This is a genomic window from Shouchella oshimensis, from assembly GCF_004375095.1.
Taxonomy (GTDB): Bacteria; Bacillota; Bacilli; order Bacillales; family Bacillaceae_D; genus Shouchella; species Shouchella oshimensis.
In genome coordinates, this window is the sequence record NZ_SNUX01000001.1 from 363,554 (window position 1) to 387,614 (window position 24,061).

Consider the following 24,061-nt stretch of genomic DNA (forward strand, 5'->3'; position numbering starts at 1 on the left):
TCATGATTAAGATTTAAAGCTCTTCAACAATAATTTGATCATTGGTATACACACAAATCTCTGCCGCTGTCTTTAAAGCTGCTTCTGCAATCTCTTTAGCCGATAATTGTGGAGCAAACGTTTTTAAAGCTCGACCAGCACTTAAGGCATAGTTTCCACCGGAACCAATTGCTAGAATACCATCATCAGGTTGAATAACTTCTCCAGTTCCAGAAACTAACAAAAGATCGCTTTTATCCATTACGATTAGCATAGCTTCAAGCTTTCTAAGAACCCGATCACTTCGCCATTCTTTTGCAAGCTCTACAGAAGCACGCTGTAAATTCCCGTTGTACTCTTCAAGCTTTGCTTCAAACTTTTCAAACAATGTAAATGCGTCTGCAACAGAACCAGCAAAGCCTGCAATCACGTTCCCCTTAAAAAGTTTTCTCACTTTCCGGGCAGTATGTTTCATAACAACAGCGTTTCCAAGCGTCACTTGACCATCACCAGACATAGCAAATTGTCCTTTATGTGAAACAGCAAAAATCGTTGTTGCGTGAAAAGATTCCATTGTTTCGCGCTCCTTTTTTCGCACTAGGCTCTCGGATGAGTATGTTTATAGACTGTATATAAACGCTCTTTACTGACATGCGTGTAGATTTGTGTGGTCTTTAACGATTGATGACCCAACAATTCTTGTACCGTTCGTAAGTCGGCTCCCCCATTTAACAAGTGTGTAGCAAAGGAATGTCGAATAGCATGAGGACTTATTTTTTTTTGTACAGCTGTTTGTTGAATCTTTTTTTCCACAATCTTCCGAATGCTTCGATCACTTAATTGATTCCCTCTATTATTAAGAAACAAAGCGGTTGATTCCACGCCTTCTTTTAACAATTTCGGTCTCGCTTCTTGTAAATAATCATGCAAAGCCTCTTCAGCTTTTTTGCCAAAAGGAACATAGCGCTCACGCCGGCCTTTCCCAAACACTCGAACCGTTCCACTTTGCCAGTGAACTTGTTCAAGGTGTAACAAACTACATTCTGACACACGAATACCCGTAGCATAAAGCAATTCGATAATGGCTTTATCTCGTCTATCATAAGGAGTAACTGTTGGTAGCAAGCCTAACCAATGATCCATCTCCTCTTCGTATAAGAAACGAGGCAGCTTCTTATCCTGTTTAGGAGAATACGCATGTAAAAAAGGATTTGTCGTGAGAAATCCTTCTCTTTCTAAGAATTTCCCAAAGCTGCGCAACGATGATAGTTTACGGGCAATCGTACGTTTTGAATAGCCTTCATCAACAAGATGACTAACGAAATAACGAACATCTTGATGAACAAGTTCTTCTAAATGTTTAGATGTTTTTGTAGACAAATAGGTAAATAACTGTTCAATATCTTTTGAATAGTGGGTAACTGTCCATGCTGAACAATTTTTTTCTACTTCTAAATATCGAACAAACCAACTCAGCCATTGCGCTTCCTTGGACTCCACCACATTGTCCTCCTTCTTAGAACTTATAAATTTTAACACAAGTGCGGATCATGAGGCAACAAAAGTCACATATCTTTCATAAAATTCTGAATTGACCCTAATGCCCGTTGAGCTAACGCTTCGTAGCGTTCTTTTTTGTCTTTAATCCGAACATTCATCGGCGGAACAAGACCAAAGTTCGCATTCATTGGTTGGAAGTTGTCTGGGTTTGCTGTAGTAATATACGCTGCCATACTTCCAATCATCGTTTCTTCTGGGAAAGGCACTAGTTTTTCGCCAACGCTTTGCTTGTACGCATTGATGCCAGCAGTCAACCCTGCTGCAGCTGACTCTACATATCCTTCTACGCCAGTAATTTGACCAGCGAAGAACAAATCGTCACGCATATGGGTTTGGTAAGTTGGACGCAACAGTTTTGGCGAATTCAAAAATGTATTTCGGTGCATCACACCATAGCGCACAATATCTGCATTTTCAAGACCTGGTATCATTCGAATGACTTCTTTTTGGGGTCCCCATTTTAGATGGGTTTGAAAACCAACCATATTATAAAGGGTACCAGATGTATTATCTTGTCTTAATTGAACGACTGCATAAGGTCGCTTCCCTGTTTTGGGGTCATCTAAACCTACTGGCTTTAATGGACCAAAGAGCATCGTTTTTCTTCCTCTTCCAGCCATTACTTCAATAGGCATACAACCTTCAAAGAAGATTTCTTTTTCGAACTCTTTTAATGGTACAGTTTCTGCCGCAATAAGCGCTTCATAAAAGCGATCAAATTCTTCTTCAGTCATTGGACAATTCAAATAAGCAGCCTCGCCTTTATCGTACCGGCTTTTTAAATACACTTTGTCTCGGTCAATCGTTTCAGCATCAATTATTGGTGCTGCCGCATCATAGAAATAAAGCGATTCTTCCCCTGTTAAAGCTTGTAGTTGTTCAGATAATGCTTTAGATGTTAAAGGGCCCGTTGCAATAATGGTTGGTCCATCTGGAATTGTTGTTAGCTCTTCATTAACAACGGTTACATTTGGGTGCTCCTTCACGTACGTGGTTACTTTTGCTGCAAAATCATGACGATCAACAGCTAGCGCTCCACCAGCAGGAACAGCAGCTTCATCAGCTGCTTTAATAATAACTGAATCCAATCGACGCATTTCCTCTTTTAACACACCGACGGCATTTGCAAGCGAATTCCCTCTTAACGAATTGCTACATACGAGCTCTGCAAATTGATCAGTATGGTGAGCAGGCGTTTGCTTTACAGGTCTCATTTCGTACAACCTTACTTTACCGCCACGTTGCGCGATTTGCCACGCCGCTTCACTCCCTGCCAGACCAGCGCCAACTACATGTATTTCTTTTCGCTCTGTCATCTTCATTCCCCTTTAATTCATAAAAACTATAACAGTATGTACCTTCTTATATCTTCAGTTATACCTGAAGAAATGAACAGTTATTCGTTCATAGAAACGCCTCCACTCTTCGGCAGAGTGAAGGCTTATTTGTGATCGTACTCATATCATAGTCTCTTTAGTCACGAATTTCAACTAATAGCTACTATAAAACGATGAATTTCGACATTTTACTGTTTTTCTTCCTCATAATCACATGAAGTACATGCGACGAATACACCTTTTTTTGATTTCTTTTCCACTAAAAGGCTTTCGCATTTCGGACAAGGACGGGCGATTGGTTTATCCCATGAGACAAATTCACACTCTGGATAACGATCACATCCATAAAAAATGCGACGTTTTTTACTTTTTCGCTCGACAATATTCCCTTCTTTACATGTCGGACATTTCACACCAATGTCTTTTACAATGGCTTTTGTATTTCGACAATCAGGGAAATTAGAACAAGCCATAAATTTGCCGTAGCGCCCCATTTTATAGACCATTTCATGGCCGCACTTCTCACAGTCTTCACCTGCTGGCTCGTCCTTAATTTCTACTTCTTCCATTTGTTCTTCTGCTACTTCGAGTCGCTTCTCAAAGCTTTTATAAAATTGATCAATAATCTCAATCCAGTTATCGCGTCCGTCTTCAATACTATCAAGATCTTCTTCCATTTTTGCTGTAAATTCAACATCCAAAATCTCTGGGAAAAACTCAACGATTAAATCTAATACAATTTCCCCTAGCTCTGTTGGAACAAAACGCTTTTCATCAAGAGCCACATAGCCTCTGCGCTGAATCGTATCAAGGGTTGGTGCATACGTTGATGGGCGTCCAATACCTAGTTCTTCTAACGTTTTTACCAATCGTGCCTCAGTGTAACGCGGAGGCGGCTGGGTAAAATGTTGGTTTGGATTAAGCTCTTGTTTCTCAACCATTTCATTTTCTTGTAAGTCAGGGAGAAGACGATCTTCTTCTTTTTTGTTATCGTCATTTCCTTCAATATACACTTTCATGAAACCTGGAAATTTAAGCTTAGACCCATTTGCGCGAAAAATTACACCGTTATTTTCTAAATCTACGGTCATGGTATCCATTACAGCAGGCGCCATTTCACTTGCAACAAGACGTTCCCACACTAAACGATATAGGCGTAGTTGGTCTCGAGACAGATATTCTTTCATCTGCTTAGGTTCATACATAACAGACGTTGGGCGAATGGCTTCGTGGGCGTCCTGGGTTTTCTTATCTTGCTTTTGTTTTTGCACTTCTTTCTTTGTATACTCTTCACCGTAATTTTTTTGAATATACTCAAACGTCTCTTGTTTGGCGGTATCAGAAATTCTAGTAGAATCTGTTCTCATATAAGTGATCAGACCAACTGTACCTTGCTTTCCTAAATCAATACCTTCATAAAGTTGCTGGGCAATAAGCATGGTTTTCTTTGCTCTAAAATTCAGCTTGCGAGCAGCTTCTTGCTGTAAGGAAGAGGTTGTAAATGGCGCAACAGGATTTCGTTTGCGTTCGCGTTTTTTCACTTCAGCAATACGAAAATCGGCTCCACTCAATGTATCAAGAACATGATGAACGTCTTCTTCTGTAGAAAGTGTCTCTTTGTTACCATTTATACTGTGGAATCGAGCTTCAAATTGTTCTTGCCCATAAGAAAATTGTCCTTGGATACTCCAATACTCTTCTGGTACAAACGATTGGATTTCTTTTTCTCGGTCCGTTATTAATTTAACAGCGACAGATTGAACACGCCCTGCGCTTAGTCCTTTTTTTACTTTCTTCCATAATAACGGTGAAATATTATACCCCACTAATCGGTCCAGAATTCGTCTTGCTTGTTGTGCATCAACGAGATCCATATTAATAGGTCTCGGCTGCTTAAAAGCATCTTTAATAGCATTTTTCGTAATCTCATTAAAAACAACACGACAGTCAGAGTGCTCATCAATATTTAGACTGTGAGCTAAATGCCACGCAATTGCTTCCCCTTCGCGATCCGGGTCAGCCGCAAGATAAATGCGTTTCGCTTTTTTTGCCGCAGTCTTTAATTCTTTTAAGACTGGTCCTTTACCACGTATTGTAATATACCGAGGTTCATAATTTTCTTCTACACTAACGCCCATTTGGCTTTTAGGCAAATCTCTCACGTGACCCATAGAAGCTTTAACGACATACTTCTTACCTAAATACTTACCAATGGTTTTGGCTTTAGCGGGAGATTCCACGATTACTAAATAATCGGACATGTAAAGCAACTCCCTCATCTTAGTTTCTCTATTTATGAATTAAATCTTCCTCATTATTAAACAGACTTTCCCCGTTTGTCAAACCGAACTTCATTTAATTAAGAAAATCGCTTTCGTTCGATCGATTTCGACATAAAGTTTGGCATGTATTCAAATAGCGTTTGTTCATTGTATAGACAGTATGCTCCTTGACTAATAAGCCAATTCGTCCCCTCTGATTCTGGAGAAAAAATTGACCCTGGCACTGCAAAAACTTCTCGACCTTGTTCAAGAGCTAGATCAGCTGTAATAAGAGAACCGCTTTTTCGCTTTGCTTCTATAATAATGGTGGCATAGGATAAGCCACTAATGATTCGGTTGCGTGTAGGAAAGTGCCATTTTTTCGGCTTTACGTGAGGGGGGTATTCACTGACAACGAGTAAAGACTGTGGAGAGGTATCAGTCAGAAAAGCTTGATGCTCAGGTGGATAAGGATGGAAAAAGCCTGAAGCAGTAACCGCAATTGTACAACCGCCTGCCTTTATAGCGCTTTGATGAGCTTCTATATCTACTCCTCTAGCCAGACCACTGACAATCGCACTACCTGTTTCTACAATGACCGTGGAGAGTCTTTTGACTACTTGTTTACCGTAAAGTGATGGGGTACGAGAACCAACCATCGCTACTTTCTTCATCGTTAATAAATGTTGATTTCCTTTACAATATAATAAAATAGGGGGATCGTAAATATGTGAAAGAAGGGTTGGATAGTGGGAATCTTCAATTGATAGTGGGAAAATATTGTGATGTTTCAACATTGCAACGTATTCGAAGGGGTTAGATTGGTTAAGCCACTGAACGAGCCTTTTAGCAGCTCCATCGCTTATTAAGAGGTTTTTCTTTATTTCGTTTGCGGAGGCGTTATAAATGTTCTGAATGGTCGGGTCCCAAGCTACTAAACGTTTCCAGACACTCGTTTGGCTATAAAGAAGGGCATGTACATGAATCATGCGAACATAACGATCGATGGCACTCAGTCCTTTCTAGAAATGTAGAGAAAACTCCTTACACGTATGCAAGGAGTTCATATTCTCTTAATGGGTAACGCTTTTATCGTAAATATCATTTGCTTTCAAAGATTCAATGAGTGTTTCACCCATAACAGATGGCGTTGCAGCAACACGAATGCCACATGCTTCCATTGTTTTAATCTTTTCTTCTGCTGTTCCCTTACCGCCAGAGATAATCGCGCCAGCATGGCCCATACGTTTACCTGGAGGAGCTGTTTGGCCACCGATAAAGCCAACAACAGGTTTCGTCATATTTGCTTTCACCCATTCAGCCGCTTCTTCTTCAGCCGTTCCGCCAATTTCACCTATCATAATAACCGCATACGTATCAGGATCATCATTGAAAAGAGATAACACATCAATAAAGTCTGTTCCGTTTACAGGATCTCCACCGATACCAACAGCAGATGATTGACCAATACCAGCTGTTGAAAGTTGGTGAACCGCTTCATACGTAAGTGTTCCTGAACGAGACACAACACCAATGTGGCCTTTTTTATGAATATAGCCTGGCATAATCCCAATCTTACATTCTTCTGGCGTAATGACACCAGGACAGTTTGGTCCAATTAGTCTCGTTTTCTTACCTTTCATATAGCGCTTAACGTTTACCATATCAAGTACAGGAATACCTTCTGTAATACAGATTGCTAGATCAAGCTCAGCATCTGTTGCTTCCATAATAGCATCCCCTGCAAATGCAGGTGGTACATAAATAACGGTTGCGTTCGCACCAGTCGCTTTTACTGCTTCGTCAACAGTATTAAAAACGGGAACACCTTCAATTTCAGTGCCGCCTTTTCCAGGAGTAACACCACCAACTACATTCGTACCATATTCAAGCGCTTGCTTCGTATGAAACAAACCAGTAGCGCCAGTAATACCTTGAACAATCACTTTCGTATCTTTATTAATTAAGATGCTCATTTGTCTAGCTCCACCCTTCTATTTCACTAAAGCTACAATTTTTTGTGCGCCATCGGCCATTGAATCAGCAGCTGTAATATTTAAGCCTGACTCTTTTAATAGTTGTTTTCCAAGCTCTACGTTTGTTCCTTCTAAACGAACGACTAACGGAATCTCAAGACCCACTTCTTTTGTAGCTGTAATGACGCCTTCAGCGATAATATCACATTTCATAATTCCACCGAAAATGTTTACAAAAATACCTTTTACATTTTCATCTGATAAAATGAGTTTAAATGCCTCTGTTACTTTTTCCGCTGTTGCACCGCCCCCAACGTCAAGGAAGTTTGCGGGATCACCATTGTAATGCTTAATGATATCCATTGTAGCCATAGCGAGGCCAGCTCCATTAACCATGCAGCCGATATTTCCATCTAGTGCAATATAGTTTAAATCATGTTTAGAAGCTTCAATCTCTTTTACATCTTCTTCTTCTAAATCACGTAATTCGACAATATCTTTATGACGGTAAAGCGCATTGGAATCAAAATTGAATTTCGCATCAAGCGCCATTACTTTGCCATCTCCTGTTGTAACAAGAGGGTTAATTTCTGCAATGGATGCATCTTTGTCAACAAACACTTTGTATAGACCCATCATAAATTTAACCGCTTGACCAACAAGCTCTTTCGGTATGTTTATGTTAAATGCAACACGTCTTGCTTGAAATCCTTGTAAACCGACAGCTGGATCAATGACTTCTTTAAAGATCTTTTCAGGAGTCGCTTCCGCAACCTCTTCAATCTCTGTTCCACCTTCTTCAGAGGCCATAAGAACAACGCTTGATGTTGCACGATCGACTACGAGTCCGATATAGTACTCTTTTTGGATGTCGCAACCTTCTTCAATTAGTAAGCGCTTTACTTCTTTACCTGCTGGTCCTGTTTGGTGTGTAACAAGTGTTTTCCCAAGAATTTCATCCGCATATGTACGAACGTCATCCAAATTTTTTGCGACTTTTACGCCACCTGCTTTTCCACGTCCGCCTGCATGTATTTGCGCTTTTACGACAGACACAGAAGAACCAAGTTCCTTTGCCGCTTCTACTGCTTCGTCAACAGAGAATGCTACTTTACCGTTTGGAACGGCAACTCCGTAAGAACGAAGAATTTCTTTACCCTGATACTCATGGATATTCATTCTCTCTCCAGCCTCCTGTTATATCATACACTCGACTCTCGTGTACGAGAATTTTCGTTACTAAGACGAAATCCTTTTTCATTTTAGCATTTTTTTTCATGCTTGTGGAGGGGTAAACGCTATCATTCCGACAATTTCATTTCTTTTCTTTATTATTTTTCTTTTTTTCGTTTTTTTTCTCGTCTTTGTCACCTTTTTCAAATAATTTCTTTAATCCTTTTGCCTGTTGATCTTGTTGAACTTGAGGGAACAATTGGCCAAATTCTCCTGAAAACTCTTCTTCATGATTCTGTTTGTTCGACATATACACACCTCCATTTTTCTTTTTAATATGGTTAAAATGAAAGCTTTTATGTACGTTGAACTAAATTCGTAAGTCCAATGAGGATTTTTGCATTACTTGCCTTTGCTTTAATGCAACGTATGCAAAAACGCTCCTTTTAACGAGGTCTGTCGACATATCCCAGTTATGGTTAGTCAAGCACGTATAGGTAGCTTGAATCATTGTTAAAGATTGCTCACCAACTCTCATCATATTTCCACTTTCTGGAAATTGATTTAGTTGCTGAACAATCCTATCCTGTGTTAACGGTTGCTGCTGAAGTGCATGAATCCATTTAAGATGCTCGTCTGTTAGAGACAAGTTCCACTCTTTCACGCAAAGATGAATAATGGTTTTAAAGGTAGTTAAGCTCATGCTCAATTGTTTTTTCACGGTGAACAGGTCCCGAATAAGGCTATGACTAATGGGACTTTGGCTATTGTAATAGATGTTTAGAAGCCACTCGTCTATACGAAAATATGCTGCTACAGCCGAAATGGATGAATCTGTTTGAAGAAGACGCAGTGTTAGAGCTGGTGCAGGCTTTGTTAGTTGAAACCAATAACTTTTTCCTACTACTAATTCTGCATCTATATCAGCAATAAGCTGTTGATTTTGAATGCGAATCATCGCTCGTTTTTTTTGCGGATAAAGGGCGACGATTGTTCCGAAAACGAGCTGGTTCGTCCTCCAAAGGATATTCATTTACTGATCCTTAGGATGGATACGAGACTTGCCTCGCTCAAGGACAGGCCTGAAGGTCCGACGATGTTCACTTGTCATGCCGTGTCTTTCTAATGCGTCTAAATGCTGCTTCGTTCCGTAACCAGCATGTTGCTCAAAACCATACTCTGGATAAACATGCGCTAGTTTTTCCATATAGTCATCACGCCATACTTTAGCCAGTACCGAACTCGCTGCAATGGATACACTTCTTGAATCGCCCTTAATAAGTGAACGTTGGGACGTTCCGATTGGAAGTTCAATTGCATCAAGTAATAAATAATCTGCAGCAACCCGCAATTGTTGAATCGCTTGCATCATCGCTCTTTTTGTTGCCATTAAGATATTTGTTTCATCAATTTCTTTTGCAGACAAGCTGACAATTTGATAATCTACCGCGTGCTCTTTTATGTATGCTGCATACTGTTCTCGATTTTCTTTTGATAATTTTTTGGAATCCGTTAAACCGAGCAATTTAAAATCGGTTGGCAAAATCACTGCAGCAGCTGTCACAGGACCAGCCAATGGTCCTCTTCCTACTTCATCTACACCGCAAATAGCTTGATAGCCTTGTTGACGTAGTTCAAGCTCATAGGTGCTCATATCTAGATGCATTTGCTCAATGGAAGCCATCCGCATTTGAGTGGCATCGTATCGTTTTAGTAGCGCCTGTACACCTTTGCGTTGATCTTCTCTTAGTTCGTTTACCTGTTCTCTCGTTAACTCATTGTTCGCCAATTGGCTTTTTATGGTTGTTATTGAAATCACGTTCTTCTTCTCCTTTTTATCTTTTCATCTATGATATAGTAGGAATGCACGTTTTATAGAGTAGGAGTTTATATGTATGGCATTGGCAGAAGTGATTATTCTTATTGTTATCGGTTTTATAGCCGGAGTCATTAACACCGTTTCAGCAGGAGGTTCTCTATTAACATTACCTTTACTACTTTTTATTGGACTACCTGCAACAGAAGCAAACGCTACAAATCGAGTGGCGATCGTCGCTCAAAGCATTACGTCTATCATTACTTTTAAACGAAAGCAATCGCTTCAATTAAGAAAAAATGCGACGATTTATTTAACGTCTGCTTTTGGCGCTATTTTTGGTGCTTTTTCAGCTTTGTCGATTAGTGACCGTACGTTTATCTTTATTTTAGCCCTAACGATGGTTACATCGATTTTATTTTTAATTTGGAACCCACTTAAAGCTGTCAATCGCACTGTTACACTAACGCCCTTTATGGCGTTTATAGGCGGTGCACTATCTATGGGGATCGGCTTTTATAGTGGTTTCATCCAAGTTGGTGTCGGTTTTTATATTATGATTCTCGCTATCTTACTTTATAAAAAATCATTTGCTGAGGCAACGCTTATTAAAATTATTGTTGCTGGTGTATCAGTGTCTCTCTCTCTTTTCATTTATGCAGCTAATGGACAAGTTAACTGGCTCGTCGGCATTGTTCTCGCATTAGGAAATATGGCTGGTGCACTAGTAGGTAGCCGTATTGTTTTAGGAAAACAAACTAAGTGGATTCGAATTGTTCTCATCTGTACCATCTTGTTGATGGCCGTTCGCTTGCTGTTCGAACTGTATACGTAATCCTTTCAAACACACAAAACCGAGAATGGCCATTATGTCATTCTCGGTCTATACCGTTCACTCATTCAGGCGTTGGTACACGCTCTAGCGTAATACGGCCAATTGTGCCACTTCTGAGCTCTCTTAATAGCAGTTCAGCCGTACGATCATAATCAACAAGTCCTCCACGCAACATACAGCCTCGTTTACGACCAATCTCATCAAACAGACGACCTACATCTTCACCATCTACATCATCATCAAGCTGATAACGTTTTTGTAAGAGTTCGGGATAAACGTCGAGACAATAGCGCAAAACGAATGCAGCGACATCACCATAATCAAGCAATTCATCTTTAATTGCGCCAGTCGCAGCTAATCGAAAACCAACTTCTTGATCTTCAAATTTTGGCCATAATATTCCTGGAGTATCAAGTAGATCTAAGCTTGTACCAACTTTAATCCACTGCTGTTGCTTTGTAATTCCAGGTCGATCGCCTACTTTCGCTTGCCGCTTATTGACGAGACGATTAATAAACGTGGACTTTCCGACATTTGGAATACCAAGAATAACGGCTCGAAGCGCCCGAGGCTTCATTCCTTTCGATTCCCATTTCTTATATAAATCTTTTGCTAGTGCTTGGCATGCTGGTACAATCTTTTTGATTCCTTGACCGGTTTGGGAATTCACTTCAACGACTGCATGACCTTGCTTTTCAAAAAAATGCTTCCAGCGCTCTGTTTGTTTCGGATCTGCTAAATCTGTTTTATTTAATAAAATAAGACGAGGCTTCTGCTGAACAAGCTCATCAATTACAGGGTTTTGGGATGATACGGGTATGCGCGCATCTAAGAGCTCAATGACAACGTCAATCATAGACAATTTCTCATTGATCTCTCGTCGTGCTTTTGCCATATGCCCTGGATACCATTGAATGGTTTTCATGTCTACACCTACTTACTATTCTACAATTGATATATTTTCAAATGGATAAAAGATGACATTTGCTTTTCCAATGACGTCCTCTTTTGAAACAAGTCCGATGGCACGGCTATCTTTACTTAAGCGTCGATTGTCCCCCATAACAAAGTATGATTCTTCTGGAATGGTGGTACTACCAGTAATCTCTTCCAACGTAAAATCGCCTGTTAAAAGTTGACCTTGTTGTACGCTTTTCTTTAAGCTTTCGAGATAGGGTTCTTCTACAGCCTCTCCGTTAATGAACAGGGTATCCTCTCGATAAACTAATTCATCACCTGGCACACCAATAACTCGTTTAATATAATTTTTCCCTTCAGGAGCATGAAACACAATGATATCAAACCGCTCTGGCTTCGAAAATGTATATTCAATTTGATTCACAATCATTTTGTCACCCGAATCAAGTGTTGGCTGCATTGAATGACCGTCTACCACAATTGGCGCCAACAAAAACATGCGGACGAAAACAGTTGTAATTAAAGCAATGCTGAGGATCTTTGCCCACTCTACAAGATTTGTGCGACTTTTCATCTCGTGCCCCCCTTCCTTCTATCATACCATGTTTTTTCCCATCAGGCATTTCGAATATTGAAAAGGGGTTTTTCTCATAAAAGCGTAGTGAACAGTCCCATTGTCGTACGTCATTTTTAAAAAATAGACGCCCTATTAGACGCAAAAAGAAGCGCCCCTCAAATCGAGGAACGCCTCTTCTTTAGTGGTTATATGGACTACAACCACAAATGGTACATTAACGACGAATTTCTTTAATACGTGCTTTTTTACCACGTAAGCTACGTAGGTAATAAAGTTTCGCACGACGTACGCGTCCTTGACGCTTCACTTCGATCTTTTCGATCTTTGGTGAATGTAATGGGAATGTACGTTCAACACCTACACCGTAAGAGATTTTGCGTGCAATAAACGTTTCGCTGATACCAGATCCACGACGCTTAATAACAACACCTTCAAATAACTGAATACGCTCACGAGTACCCTCTACAACTTTTACGTGAATAGAAAGAGTATCTCCTGGACGAAAATCAGGATGATCAGTACGCAACTGCTCTGTAGTGATTTCTTTAATAAGGTTGCTCATCGTATTGTTCCCTCCTTCCCTACAGACATTCTTGCTTAATCAAGCAGCAGCGGAATATCGTAATCTTGCTAATGAAAGCTCATTAGTCACAACTATTATCATAGCATAAACCATTGCCTTAGACAACCAAACAATTAAATTCTTTCAAGCTTTGGTAGCCCTAATATAGAAAAAATCATTTCTAATTGTTCCTTGACGAGCTCTGTTAGTTTTAGCCTTCTCTTTTGCTCGTCTGGTGTTGCTTTAATGACAGGACAAAGGGCATAGAAGCGATTGTATAAACTCGCTAATTCAAATGCAAATGTACAAAGTAAGTTCGGCTCTAGCTCACTAATCGAACGTTCAAATGTCCCATTCCATCCAGACACATGTTTAAGGATCGCTCGTTCAGCGTCATCTGCATCGGCAAATGACCCATCAGTTGATGTTAAATGAGCTGCTTGAGCTTTTTGCAAAATGCTATTTGCCCGTGCATATGTGTAGATTAAATAGATTCCTGTGTTGCCTGTTACTTGTGTCGCCTCGTCTAAATCAAAAATAATATCTGATGTTGTATTATAGCGCAACATATTGTATCGAATCGCAGCAAATGTTAGTGCTTCAATTGTTTCTTCATTTGCCTCTGGGCTTTGCACACGTATAGCTTCCTTCATTTCTAAAATAAGCTCACTAATTTTAATGCCTATTCCTTTTCGACCAGACATCGCATATACTGCTTTTCCTTCTACTGTTTCTAAACCTAGCTTTGCTGCCGTATTCTTACTAAGTGACACGACTCCGTAGGAAACGTGCTTTAATTGTGCAGCTTCCTTCTCATAGCCAGCCGCGTGCAAAGCTTGCTTCACCACTTTCTGTGGATACTCTTGACGGTAATCTATGACATTAATGACTGCATCTCCACGTCCAAACGGTTGTGATTGCCCGACTGCACTAGTTGTCCAAAGAGTCTCTGTTTTTGGTTTATACAAGAAATCATTCTCGAGTAAGCCAAATTTCCACATATGATAAGCAATATCTTTTACCGTATACGTTAACACACCATTAGAACGAATTAATACTTTGTCTGCTTGGTGTTCAACAGACTCCTCGCTTGCCTCTTGCTTTTCATTTGTTCGAATGACCCAGCAGCCAGCTTGAGGACCGTGCTCTTGTTTAAAAAACACTTCGCTTGTTTGTAATTTTTCAAAGGCACGATCCCAAAATCCATTGGCAACAATGTCTCGCTCCCATACTAATAAATCGTAGGTAATATCAAACTGTCCCATTTCCTCTACGTGCTCGGCAGACAACTTATCTGCGACTGCGTAGCCTAGCCAAGATATGCTGTTATTTCCTTCTTCAAGCTTATGCAATACGTCATCACGCTTATCTGTAGACAACTCCCCTTTATCGTACAACTGATTTAAAGAGGAATACACATCCCAACAATAGTCACCAAAGCGTGTTGCCGGTTTATTAGATTCTGTATGTAAAAGAGCCGTGAGGGTATCTGCTAACTGATTACCAAGATCATCTATGTAGTTATGAGTCTCAACTTCTTGATGATCCTGTTTCATCATTCGAGCTAACGTATCACCAATACATGCATTACGTAAATGACCAATATGCGCTGATTTGTTTGGATTAATCGATGTATGCTCAATGACAACTTTCTGTTTATCCACTTGTTTAGTCGTTGATGAAAAAAAATTCACCCTATCCCATGCAATAAAAAAATTAATAAACCCTGGTCGAACAACATCTATTTGTTTAACTGGCAACTCTTTCTCCACAAGCTTCTCTTTTAAATCAAGTGCAATCTCGTATGGATTTTTTTTCGCAACTCGTGCAAGCTTCATCGCAATATTCGTTGCATAGTCTCCATGAGCGAGTTGTGCAGGTTGCTCAATTTCTACCTGCACATCACCATCATACGTTTTCACAATGTCTTTAATGGTTTGCTGAAGAATCTGGCCGATTTCCATTCTGTTACTCCTTTGTATGATTATTCTGTTTCGCTTTTTAGCTGTTCAATAAAAGCTGCTTCTTCTTTTGTTAATGCATACCCTTTTAATAAATCTGGACGCCGCTTAAATGTACGGCGCAATGATTCTTCTCTCCGCCATTTCTCAATGTTTTCATGGTGACCAGATAATAGAACATCTGGTACCGCTAAACCTTGAAATGTTGCCGGTCTTGTATAATGAGGGTGCTCGAGTAATCCAGTAGAATACGAATCGGTTACGGCAGAATTTTCATTTCCAAGCACACCTGGAAGAAGACGTGTGATACTGTCAGTAACAACCATCGCCGCCAATTCGCCACCAGTAAGAACAAAATCCCCAATGGAAATTTCATCTGTGACAAGTGACGTTCGCACACGTTCATCGAATCCTTCATAATGCCCGCAAAGGAAGACGAGGTGGTCTTCTTTGGAGAGTTCTTCTGCCTTTGCTTGCGTAAAGCGTTCCCCTTGTGGGCATAGGAGCACAATTCTCGGTTTCTTTCCACCTTGTTCCGTCACATGGTTTACTGCATCAAAAATCGGCTGTGGGGTGAGCACCATGCCAGCACCGCCACCGTATGGATAATCATCTACTTTCCGATGTTTATTCGTCGTAAATTCACGAAAATCAATGGCTTGATACGTAACGAGGCCTTTCTCCTGAGCCTGTTTTAAGATAGATGACCCAAACACACCTGTAAACATTTCTGGAAATAGGGTTAAGATATCGATTCTCATACATCATCCAGTCCTTCAAGAAGATGCACTTTGACTATACCTTCGTTTAGGTTCACTTCTTTAATGACATCTTCTATATAAGGAAGCAATAAGTCTTTCTTGCCCTTGCGTTCTACAACCCATACATCATTTGCCCCAGTTTCAATAATCTCTTTAATCATTCCTAAAGAATGACCATCTTCATCGATAGCCTGACAACCAATAATTTCATGGTAATAAAATTCATTTTCTCCAAGCTCGCTTAATTGTTTTTCGGAAACGTACATATACTTCCCTTTAAATTCTTCCACTTCATTCATATTCGTATAACCTTCAAAGGTTAATAAGTCAAAATTCTTATGTTTCCGATGGCTCTTCACTTGAATTAATGTGCCTTTTTCATCTGGTGAAGACGCAACTTTTAACTGGGAGCCAATTGCAAAGCGTTCTTCGCCAAAATCTGTATTCGATAGTACACGCACTTCTCCACGAACACCATGAGTGTTTACTAATCTTCCGACATTAAACCAGTTTGTCATGTTTCTCTGTTCTCACTTTCTCTTATCTCATGAATAACACCGTCTTTAACCACAATCGTCAGCGCATTCTCAGCAGATACCCACTTTGAACCAACTTCGACATCGATGAGGACATCTGTCATTTCAAAGAACAACTCACTTCCTTCTGTCAAATGATTAAGCTGATCCATTTTAAACTGAAGCGATTGTTGTTTTTCTTGACGCCTGTTAATTTCATGATCGAATTTTTCTTTTAATGAAGGAACCATTTGCGAGGGTGTTTTCTTTTGCGCATGATGATACTGAAATTCTAACTGTTTTATTTCACGCTCTAACTGCACCTTTTCCTCTTCAAATGATCGGGTCAGTTCAGCTCGTTTCGTTGACGTTAACACGTGCTTAACAGACGCTTTTCGAATGCATTTCATCACACATTCCTCCTATGCAAAAAAAGGGTGAGGTTTCCCTCTCCCTTTTCAATCAGCAATATCGAGTCGCACACGCTCATGTTGTTTGTTCGCAGCATAAAGCACTGAACGAATCGCTTTTGCTGTTCTTCCTTGCTTTCCAATCACTTTCCCCATATCATCTGGATGTACAGAAAGACGCAAGACGGTTGTTCTTTCCTCATGGGCTTCTTCAACTTGCACAGCATCAGGGTAATCCACTAATGATTTCGCAATATGTTCAACCAAAGCTTTCATCCATTTGATCCTCCTCGGGAGTGATTATTTTGCGTTCTTTTCGTTGTGAAGCTTCTCCATAAGACCCGCATTTGAGAACAAGTTACGAACAGTATCAGATGGTTTTGCACCTTTTAACATCCACTCAAGTGCTTTGTCCTCTTTAATGTTCACTTGTGCTGGTTGAGCGATTGGGTTATACGTTCCAATTTCTTCAATGAATCGTCCATCACGTGGGAAACGAGAATCTGCAACTACTACACGGTAAAATGGGGCTTTTTTAGATCCCATACGTTTTAATCGAATTTTAACAGCCATTAGCTGTACACCTCCAAATAATATTAAACACAATTTTTAATCATATCACTAATGATACGTTCGGACAAGGTTTTTTTAAATCATTTACGATTTAAAATGGGAGTTTAAACCCACCAAGACCTTTGCCACGTTTCTTTCCTTTACCTGCCTGCATCCCTGTCATTTGTTTCATCATCTTCTTCATATCTTCAAACTGCTTTAGCAAACGATTCACATCTTGAATGGTCGTGCCGCTTCCTTTCGCAATTCGTTTCCGACGACTTCCATTAATGACAGCGGGATCACGCTTTTCGAGGGGAGTCATTGACTTCACAATCGCTTCCACTCGAACGAGCTGGTGTTCATCAACCTTTAAATCTTTCATCCCTTTTTTGTTCATTCCAGGCATCATACCAAGCAAATCTTCTAAAGGGCCCATGCTTTTTACTTGCTCAAGTTGTTCTAGGAAATCATCAAATGTAAAATCCATCGTCCGCAATTTTTTCTCAAGCTCTTTTGCTTTCTCTTCATCTACATTTGTTTGCGCCTTTTCAATTAAAGAGAGTACGTCTCCCATCCCAAGAATACGGGACGCCATACGTTCAGGATGAAACGGCTCAAGCTGATCAATCTTTTCACCCATACCTGCAAACTTAATCGGTGTATTGGTGACGGCTTTAATGGATATAGCCGCACCACCACGAGTATCCCCATCAAGCTTCGTTAACACAGCTCCGGTAACATCAAGCTGTTCGTTAAAACTCTCTGCAACGTTCACGGCATCTTGACCAGTCATGGAGTCAACAACAAGCAAAATCTCGTCCGGTTTAACCATTTCCTTAATATCGGTGAGCTCTTTCATTAACGTTTCATCAATGTGTAGACGACCTGCTGTATCAAGGATAACATAATCATGATGCTCTTCTTTTGCCTTTTGAACCGCTTGTTTTGCAATTTCAACTGGGCTCACTTGATCACCTAGAGAAAACACAGGCATATCCAGCTGTTTACCAAGGGTCTCTAATTGTTTAATGGCGGCTGGACGATAAATGTCACATGCCACTAAAAGAGGCTTTCGGTTATGATTTTTACGCAAATGATTTGCGAGCTTTGCTGTGGTTGTTGTTTTACCAGCACCTTGCAAGCCAACCATCATGACAATCGTTGGGGCCTTAGCTGCCACAGCAATTTTACTTTGTTCAGAGCCCATTAGCGCTGTTAACTCTTCATTAACGACTTTTATCACTTGTTGACCTGGCGTTAGACTTTTCATAACCTCTTGTCCTAACGCCTTTTCTTTTACACTCGCAATAAACTGCTTCACGACTTTGAAGTTAACATCTGCTTCGAGAAGGGCGAGGCGAACTTCACGCATCATATCTTTAACGTCTTGTTCACTTACTTTCCCTTTTCCGCGGATTTTGGTTAACGTATCTTGCAGGCGTGCGGCGAGTCCTTCAAAAGCCAATCCAATCGCCTCCTACGTCCTAATCAAGTTTTTCTAATTGATCCGTCAGTTCATTCAACAGTTGCCTACGATCGTCGTTTTTGGCATAGTCGCGCAACTGGGCAAATATAGAGCGACGGGCTTCAAACTTCTCTAGCAGACCAAGCTTTGCTTCATAATCTTCAAGCATGGTTTCTGTTCGTCGAATGTTATCGTACACTGCTTGGCGACTTACTTCGTATTCATCTGCAATTTCACCAAGGGAATAGTCATCTAAATAATAACGGGTCATATAGTTTTGCTGTTTATCCGTTAATAAGGGCTGATAAAAATCAAACAAGTAGTTCATGCGTAACGTTTTATCGAGCATGGTCAAATCTCCTTGTTAAGTCAATTCCCTTTACGTTTAAACATGTTACTACATCAAGCTTCTACTGTCAAGATTTTATCTTAACAACATTTTTAAGCCTCTTTTGTTTCAATCATATCTTTAAATAATCCATAGACAAATTGCTCTGCGTTAAACGGCTGGAGATCATCTTTTTGTTCTCCTAAGCCAATGAACTTCACCGGTATATCAAGCTCTTGTCTTACCGCAATCACAATTCCGCCTTTTGCTGTTCCATCAAGCTTTGTTAACACTAATCCGGTAACATCTGTTGCTTGTCCAAACGCTTTTGCTTGCGCTAACGCATTTTGTCCTGTAGTGGCATCAAGTACGAGCAATACTTCGTGCGGAGCGCCTGGCACTTCTCGCTCAATGACTCGCTTTACTTTCGCTAACTCATTCATTAAGTTTACTTTATTTTGCAGTCGTCCCGCCGTATCGCAAATAAGCACGTCTGCTTTGCGAGACTTTGCTGCTGCCACCGCATCATACATCACCGCAGCCGGATCAGAACCGGCTTGTTGTTTAATCACGGGTACACCAACCCGTTCTCCCCATACGTCAAGTTGCTCAATGGCCCCAGCACGAAATGTATCTCCCGCTGCAAGAACGACTGATTTCCCCTCGGTTTTCAAATGGTGGGCAAGCTTTCCAATAGACGTTGTTTTACCAACTCCATTTACGCCAACAACAAGAATAACCGTTAAGTCTTGCTCCTGTATGTTTAAGGATGTATCATCGCCATCTTTTTCAAGCAATCCAGCTAACTTCTCCGAGATAACCGGCTGGATATCAGCAGTATCTTTAATGTTGCGAAGCTTTACTTCCTCTTTGAGCTCATCCACCAACTCCATTACGTTCGAGACACCAACATCTGCACTAATGAGAAGCTCTTCAAGCTCTTCGAAAAAATCTTCATCTACTTTACGGTAGCGGGCAACAAGCTCATTCATTTTTCCTGAAAAGTTTGTTCTTGTTTTTTCAAGCCCTGTCTTAAATTTCTCTGTCACATCTGTTGTTTGTTGTGTCATTTTCTCTTTTAATTTTTTAAAAAAACTCATCGGCTCACCTAACTTTCTAGTAATTGTTTTGACTCCTCTAATCGAACAGAGACAATTCTCGAAACGCCTGATTCTTCCATCGTTACCCCGTATAACACATCTGCACCTTCCATTGTGCCCTTACGATGCGTGACGACAATAAATTGAGTCCGAGTCGAAAACTCTCGTAAATATTGAGCAAATCGGCTAACATTGGCTTCATCTAAAGCCGCTTCAACTTCATCCAGCACACAGAATGGAACTGGGCGAACCTGCAAGATTGCAAACAGCAACGCAATGGCGGTTAACGCTCGCTCTCCTCCTGAAAGCAAACCGAGCTGCTGTTTTTTCTTTCCAGGAGGTCGTGCAACAATATCAATCCCGGTTGTTAACGGTGCATTTGGATCAGTTAAAATCAGGTCTGCATCCCCACCACCAAATAATTTCACGAACACTTCTTGGAAATGAGTACGGATACTTACAAAAGTCGTCATGAATCGCTTACTCATCTCTTCATCCATTTCGTCAATTGCTTGGTCAAGAGATTGGCGCGCATCAAGCAGATCGGTTTTTTGAGCCGTTAAAAATTGATAGCGGCCATTAATTCGATCGTACTCATCGATGGCACCTAAGTTAATCACGCCAAGCTCTTCTATGGAGCGCCTTAGTAAAGCTAATTGTTTGCGGGAATCGTCCAAAGGCTCTCTTAACGAGTACTGTTGTTTTGCACCTTCATATGAAAGCTCATACTCTTCTCTCAGTCGATTTAAGCGATAATCTAAATCGACATCAAGACGGTTCACGCGAACTTCTAATGCCTGACTTTTTGATAGAACTGTTTCAAGCTCGTCTTGATTTCGTTTATTCTCCAATCCTAAACGTTCATACTGCTCGTTATAGAGTCGCTCTTCTTCCTGTAATGACTGGAGCTGCTTGGAAAGTGCTTCTTTTTCAGCGTTCGCATCAGCAATCAATGTTGTTAACGATTCTTTCGTTACGATCTGTTCTCCTGCAGTAGAATGCAGAAGTTGATAGTTTTCTGTTTCGATTGCTAGAACACGCTTCACTTCATCGAACTGTTTAACCGTTTCTGCTAGCTGTGTCTGGTGATACGTTAATTGTTGTCTAATTTCAGCACGCGCTACTTTTAATTCAGTTAATTCTGCTTGCCCTTTTTCTTTTGCAAGTTGTTCATGATCAAGCTGAAGCTGGAGTTCTTCGATACGCTTTTCTAATTTTGATGCCTCGGCGGCGGCACGCTGTTCGCCTGCCTCAATTTCCTTCAGACGATTTTTCGTCGCATCGCCTTCTTGCTTTTCGCTTGCTTTCAATCGTTCTAGACGTTCATACTCTCGCTTCGATTGAGTCATTTCCAGCTCTTTGTTTTGGTAACGTTCTCGTACTCGGTCGTACTCTATTGTTAAGGTTTGCTCTTTCTTTTGGAGCTCTTGAATGTTCTGTTGTTTTTCAATGCGCGCTTCTTTTAAGTTTGTTACTTGTTTTTCAAGGGATTCAATCGCATGATCAAGTTGTTTTTTCTTTCCATCAAGTTCTTCTTTTTCACGTTTTCGGCTTAACAAAGAAGATTGATTTTGTTTAACACTTCCACCTGTCATAGAACCACCAGGATTAACAATGTCCCCATCCAATGTCACGATTCGATAACGGTGATTGAATTGCTTAGCAATGCGATTTGCAGACGTTAGCTCTTCTACAATAATAGTTGTGCCAAGTAATGACTCAATGATAGGGCGATATGAATCCTCTACTTCTACAGCTTCAGAAGCCAAGCGAACAAATCCTGGTTGTCCTTTTAATCCCGTAGCAACTGCTTCAGGGATTGTACGTGGCTTAATCGTGCTCACAGGCAAGAATGTTGCTCGACCGGCGCGCTGTTCTTTTAAATAGCCAATAGCGGCACGAGCAGCCTGCTCCGTTTCAACGATGACGTGCTGCGCTTGTCCACCTAAAGCAATATCAATGGCTTTTTCGACTTTTTGCGGTACATGGATCAGTTCTGCAACTGCACCAACAACACCTGTTAGACGCTCTCTCTGTTTTAAAACTTCTTTTACACCGTGGAAAAAACCAGAAAAATCATCTTCCATTTCTTGCAACGCTTCTCTTCGGCCATCTATTTTTTGCAGGAGTTTGTACGCTTCATACAGCTTTGTCTCTTTTTTAAATAATGCTTCCTTTGCTTCTTCTTCTGATTGCAAAAGTGTACGTAAAGCATGTTTGTGTTCATCCAACTGCTGTTTCGTTGATTCAAGCTCAGTTTTGTCAAGTTCTAACCTTTGTTCTCCTGACTCAAGTAACTGTCTTACCGTTGCAAGCTCGCTTTCACTTTTATCCGAGAAACGCTGTTTTTGCTCCACTTGTTCATTTAAATAGCGACGTTCATTTCGTAAGGAAGCCTGTTCATTTAACCACTCAATATAATCCCCTTTTGCATCTTCAATATCTGCAGCAATGGTTTCCTTTGATTGAGAAAGGGACTGTTCCACCTTTTGATAGGCAGAATCAATGTCTTTACTTTTCGCCTTTAACGATTGATAGGTTTTTTCGAGGTCTTCTTTCTTTTTAGCCAGCTGCTCTTGTTCCGCTTCTTTTTGAATGAGTAACTGCTTGCTTTGCTCTTCATCCTTTTGCTTACTTCGCTGTTTCTCTTCTAAAATGCCTTTACGGCCTTCATTTTTTTCTAATTCTTCACTAACTTGAAGATAGCGTTGCTGAATGGAGGAGCTTTTCTCTCGACTCAAGCGCTGTTTTTCTCGAATCGATTCTAATTCGTCTTCGTTCACTGCAAGCTGTTTGCGTTGTTCTCCAATCATCGCTTTTAACTTTTTAAGTTCCTCTGATTGACTTTCCCACTCTGTATGTAACTGAGAAATCTCTTCTGTTGTGACAGCTATGTCAAGGTTTTCTTGCTCTTCTTTAAGGCGTATAAATTCCTTGGCGATTGCCGCCTGTTCCCGAAGAGGCTCAACCTGATCTTCTAATTCATTTAATATATCGTTTACACGATGCAAATTTTCTTCCGTTTGGTTTAACCGTTTTTCTGCTGTCTGCTTCCTAGTTTTATACTTTAATACACCTGCAGCTTCTTCAAAGATTAAACGTCGTTGTTCTGCTTTGCTACTTAATATTTCTTCAATCTTTCCTTGCCCGATAATGGAATAGGCTTCTCTCCCTAATCCAGAGTCAAGGAATAAATCAGTCACATCTTTTAAGCGACAGGTTGTTCCATTAAGTAAATATTCACTGTCGCCAGATCGGTATAGTCTACGAGTCACTCGCACTTCACTATAATCAATCGCCAAATGTTCATCTTCGTTATCTAATACAAGCGATACTTCCGCTACATTAACTGCTTTTCGCGTATCGCTTCCTGCAAAAATAACATCTTCCATTTTCGCTCCACGCAGCGACCGTGCGCTTTGCTCGCCTAATACCCAGCGGATTCCATCGGAAATATTGCTTTTTCCACTTCCGTTTGGCCCAACCACGGCCGTAACACCTTGGTCAAAATCAACTTGTATAGGCTCGCCAAAGGACTTAAAACCTTTGACTTCTATCCGTTTAAGGAACATAAACTTCCCTGCTTTCTTACTCCATACTAACTCGTTTGGTTCATTATGAACCACCCTATTCTATCATATAAAGAACCTCTCGTAATCCAGAAAACCAATTCGTAGTTTTGTTTATAGAGAAAACATGGTATCGTAAGTTTATTCTTACTAAGGGGGACTATAAAATGAGTCAATCTCTATCTATAGATGAAGTCGAGGCTTTACTTAATGATATGAAAAAAAAGCTAAACATTGTTAATGCTAGCGTCATTAAAGCAGACGCTGTTCACGATCGTAAACATCAGGATCTACTTGCCTTACATACGCACGTCATGAGACAACCATCCTTTTCCATTAGTGAACTAGATGAAATTGTTCAAGAGCTTGGCCAACTTCGGGAAGAAGAATAAAAGAAAGCTAG

Annotated in this window: 25 protein-coding genes; 2 read left to right on the forward strand and 23 right to left on the reverse strand. The window is 40.5% G+C overall.

Annotated elements, in window-relative coordinates:
* Positions 1-13 precede the first annotated feature (13 nt).
* From hslV to rnhB, 10 genes are all read right to left on the reverse strand, one after another.
* Complete coding sequence (gene hslV / locus E2L03_RS01865) at positions 14-553, reverse strand: ATP-dependent protease subunit HslV (RefSeq protein WP_035396960.1); 540 nt, start codon at positions 551-553, stop codon at positions 14-16.
* A 23-nt stretch (positions 554-576) separates the two neighbouring features.
* Positions 577-1,482 carry a tyrosine recombinase XerC gene (gene xerC, locus E2L03_RS01870; protein WP_166740168.1) on the reverse strand — a complete coding sequence of 302 codons (906 nt, stop codon included), beginning with the start codon at positions 1,480-1,482 and terminating at the stop codon, positions 577-579.
* Between the two features lie 62 nt (positions 1,483-1,544).
* On the reverse strand, positions 1,545-2,855 hold the full coding sequence (gene trmFO / locus E2L03_RS01875; protein ID WP_095150389.1) for an FADH(2)-oxidizing methylenetetrahydrofolate--tRNA-(uracil(54)-C(5))-methyltransferase TrmFO: 1,311 nt from the start codon (positions 2,853-2,855) through the stop codon (positions 1,545-1,547).
* A 209-nt stretch (positions 2,856-3,064) separates the two neighbouring features.
* Entirely contained in the window at positions 3,065-5,137 is a 2,073-nt protein-coding gene (gene topA / locus E2L03_RS01880; RefSeq protein WP_038480781.1) for a type I DNA topoisomerase, read from the reverse strand.
* A 98-nt stretch (positions 5,138-5,235) separates the two neighbouring features.
* Positions 5,236-6,126: a DNA-processing protein DprA gene (gene dprA, locus E2L03_RS01885; protein WP_134258499.1), complete on the reverse strand. Its 891-nt coding sequence runs from the start codon at positions 6,124-6,126 to the stop codon at positions 5,236-5,238.
* Between the two features lie 84 nt (positions 6,127-6,210).
* A complete protein-coding gene (gene sucD / locus E2L03_RS01890; protein ID WP_055735863.1) occupies positions 6,211-7,113 on the reverse strand; it encodes a succinate--CoA ligase subunit alpha in 903 nt (300 codons plus the stop codon).
* 18 nt (positions 7,114-7,131) lie between these two features.
* On the reverse strand, positions 7,132-8,292 hold the full coding sequence (gene sucC, locus E2L03_RS01895; protein ID WP_038480787.1) for an ADP-forming succinate--CoA ligase subunit beta: 1,161 nt from the start codon (positions 8,290-8,292) through the stop codon (positions 7,132-7,134).
* A 136-nt stretch (positions 8,293-8,428) separates the two neighbouring features.
* On the reverse strand, positions 8,429-8,596 hold the full coding sequence (locus tag E2L03_RS20185) for a hypothetical protein (RefSeq protein ID WP_166740169.1): 168 nt from the start codon (positions 8,594-8,596) through the stop codon (positions 8,429-8,431).
* Between the two features lie 60 nt (positions 8,597-8,656).
* Entirely contained in the window at positions 8,657-9,319 is a 663-nt protein-coding gene (locus E2L03_RS01900) for a hypothetical protein (RefSeq protein WP_134258500.1), read from the reverse strand.
* The gene (gene rnhB, locus E2L03_RS01905; RefSeq protein ID WP_055735861.1) at positions 9,320-10,105 is read right to left on the reverse strand and encodes a ribonuclease HII; all 786 of its coding nucleotides are present in this window, start codon (positions 10,103-10,105) and stop codon (positions 9,320-9,322) included.
* Positions 10,106-10,181: 76 nt separating this feature from the next.
* On the opposite strand from rnhB, the gene E2L03_RS01910 reads away from it, so the two are divergent.
* Positions 10,182-10,937 (forward strand): sulfite exporter TauE/SafE family protein, encoded by a 756-nt coding sequence (locus tag E2L03_RS01910; RefSeq protein ID WP_038480796.1) that lies wholly within the window; start codon positions 10,182-10,184, stop codon positions 10,935-10,937.
* Positions 10,938-10,998: 61 nt separating this feature from the next.
* Here the strand turns inward: E2L03_RS01910 and ylqF are convergent, their stop codons facing one another.
* The 13 genes from ylqF to smc form a co-directional block, all read right to left on the reverse strand.
* On the reverse strand, positions 10,999-11,862 hold the full coding sequence (gene ylqF / locus E2L03_RS01915; RefSeq protein WP_038480799.1) for a ribosome biogenesis GTPase YlqF: 864 nt from the start codon (positions 11,860-11,862) through the stop codon (positions 10,999-11,001).
* A gap of 15 nt (positions 11,863-11,877) precedes the next feature.
* A complete protein-coding gene (gene lepB, locus E2L03_RS01920; protein ID WP_038480802.1) occupies positions 11,878-12,429 on the reverse strand; it encodes a signal peptidase I in 552 nt (183 codons plus the stop codon).
* A 217-nt stretch (positions 12,430-12,646) separates the two neighbouring features.
* A complete protein-coding gene (rplS, locus tag E2L03_RS01925; RefSeq protein WP_035396938.1) occupies positions 12,647-12,994 on the reverse strand; it encodes a 50S ribosomal protein L19 in 348 nt (115 codons plus the stop codon).
* A gap of 134 nt (positions 12,995-13,128) precedes the next feature.
* Positions 13,129-14,958, reverse strand: coding sequence for an arginine--tRNA ligase (locus E2L03_RS01930; protein WP_134258501.1), 1,830 nt, complete (start codon positions 14,956-14,958; stop codon positions 13,129-13,131).
* A 20-nt stretch (positions 14,959-14,978) separates the two neighbouring features.
* Positions 14,979-15,716: a tRNA (guanosine(37)-N1)-methyltransferase TrmD gene (gene trmD / locus E2L03_RS01935; protein ID WP_124742222.1), complete on the reverse strand. Its 738-nt coding sequence runs from the start codon at positions 15,714-15,716 to the stop codon at positions 14,979-14,981.
* On the reverse strand, positions 15,713-16,234 hold the full coding sequence (gene rimM, locus E2L03_RS01940) for a ribosome maturation factor RimM (RefSeq protein ID WP_124742223.1): 522 nt from the start codon (positions 16,232-16,234) through the stop codon (positions 15,713-15,715). Before rimM ends, trmD begins: the two co-directional genes overlap by 4 nt.
* Entirely contained in the window at positions 16,231-16,641 is a 411-nt protein-coding gene (locus E2L03_RS01945) for a YlqD family protein (RefSeq protein WP_124742224.1), read from the reverse strand. Before E2L03_RS01945 ends, rimM begins: the two co-directional genes overlap by 4 nt.
* Before the next feature lie 48 nt (positions 16,642-16,689).
* On the reverse strand, positions 16,690-16,917 hold the full coding sequence (locus tag E2L03_RS01950) for a KH domain-containing protein (RefSeq protein WP_035396933.1): 228 nt from the start codon (positions 16,915-16,917) through the stop codon (positions 16,690-16,692).
* Between the two features lie 24 nt (positions 16,918-16,941).
* Positions 16,942-17,214 carry a 30S ribosomal protein S16 gene (gene rpsP, locus E2L03_RS01955; protein ID WP_035396932.1) on the reverse strand — a complete coding sequence of 91 codons (273 nt, stop codon included), beginning with the start codon at positions 17,212-17,214 and terminating at the stop codon, positions 16,942-16,944.
* 91 nt (positions 17,215-17,305) lie between these two features.
* Positions 17,306-18,661, reverse strand: coding sequence for a signal recognition particle protein (ffh, locus tag E2L03_RS01960; protein ID WP_038480818.1), 1,356 nt, complete (start codon positions 18,659-18,661; stop codon positions 17,306-17,308).
* A gap of 19 nt (positions 18,662-18,680) precedes the next feature.
* Entirely contained in the window at positions 18,681-19,010 is a 330-nt protein-coding gene (locus tag E2L03_RS01965; protein WP_038480821.1) for a putative DNA-binding protein, read from the reverse strand.
* 92 nt (positions 19,011-19,102) lie between these two features.
* Positions 19,103-20,089, reverse strand: a complete 987-nt coding sequence (gene ftsY / locus E2L03_RS01970) for a signal recognition particle-docking protein FtsY (protein WP_038480824.1) — start codon at positions 20,087-20,089, stop codon at positions 19,103-19,105.
* A gap of 8 nt (positions 20,090-20,097) precedes the next feature.
* Positions 20,098-23,661 (reverse strand): chromosome segregation protein SMC, encoded by a 3,564-nt coding sequence (smc, locus tag E2L03_RS01975; protein WP_134258716.1) that lies wholly within the window; start codon positions 23,659-23,661, stop codon positions 20,098-20,100.
* Between the two features lie 164 nt (positions 23,662-23,825).
* Between smc and E2L03_RS01980 the strand changes: the two genes are divergently transcribed.
* Complete coding sequence (locus E2L03_RS01980) at positions 23,826-24,050, forward strand: DUF1128 family protein (RefSeq protein WP_051667548.1); 225 nt, start codon at positions 23,826-23,828, stop codon at positions 24,048-24,050.
* The last annotated feature ends 11 nt before the right edge of the window (positions 24,051-24,061 follow it).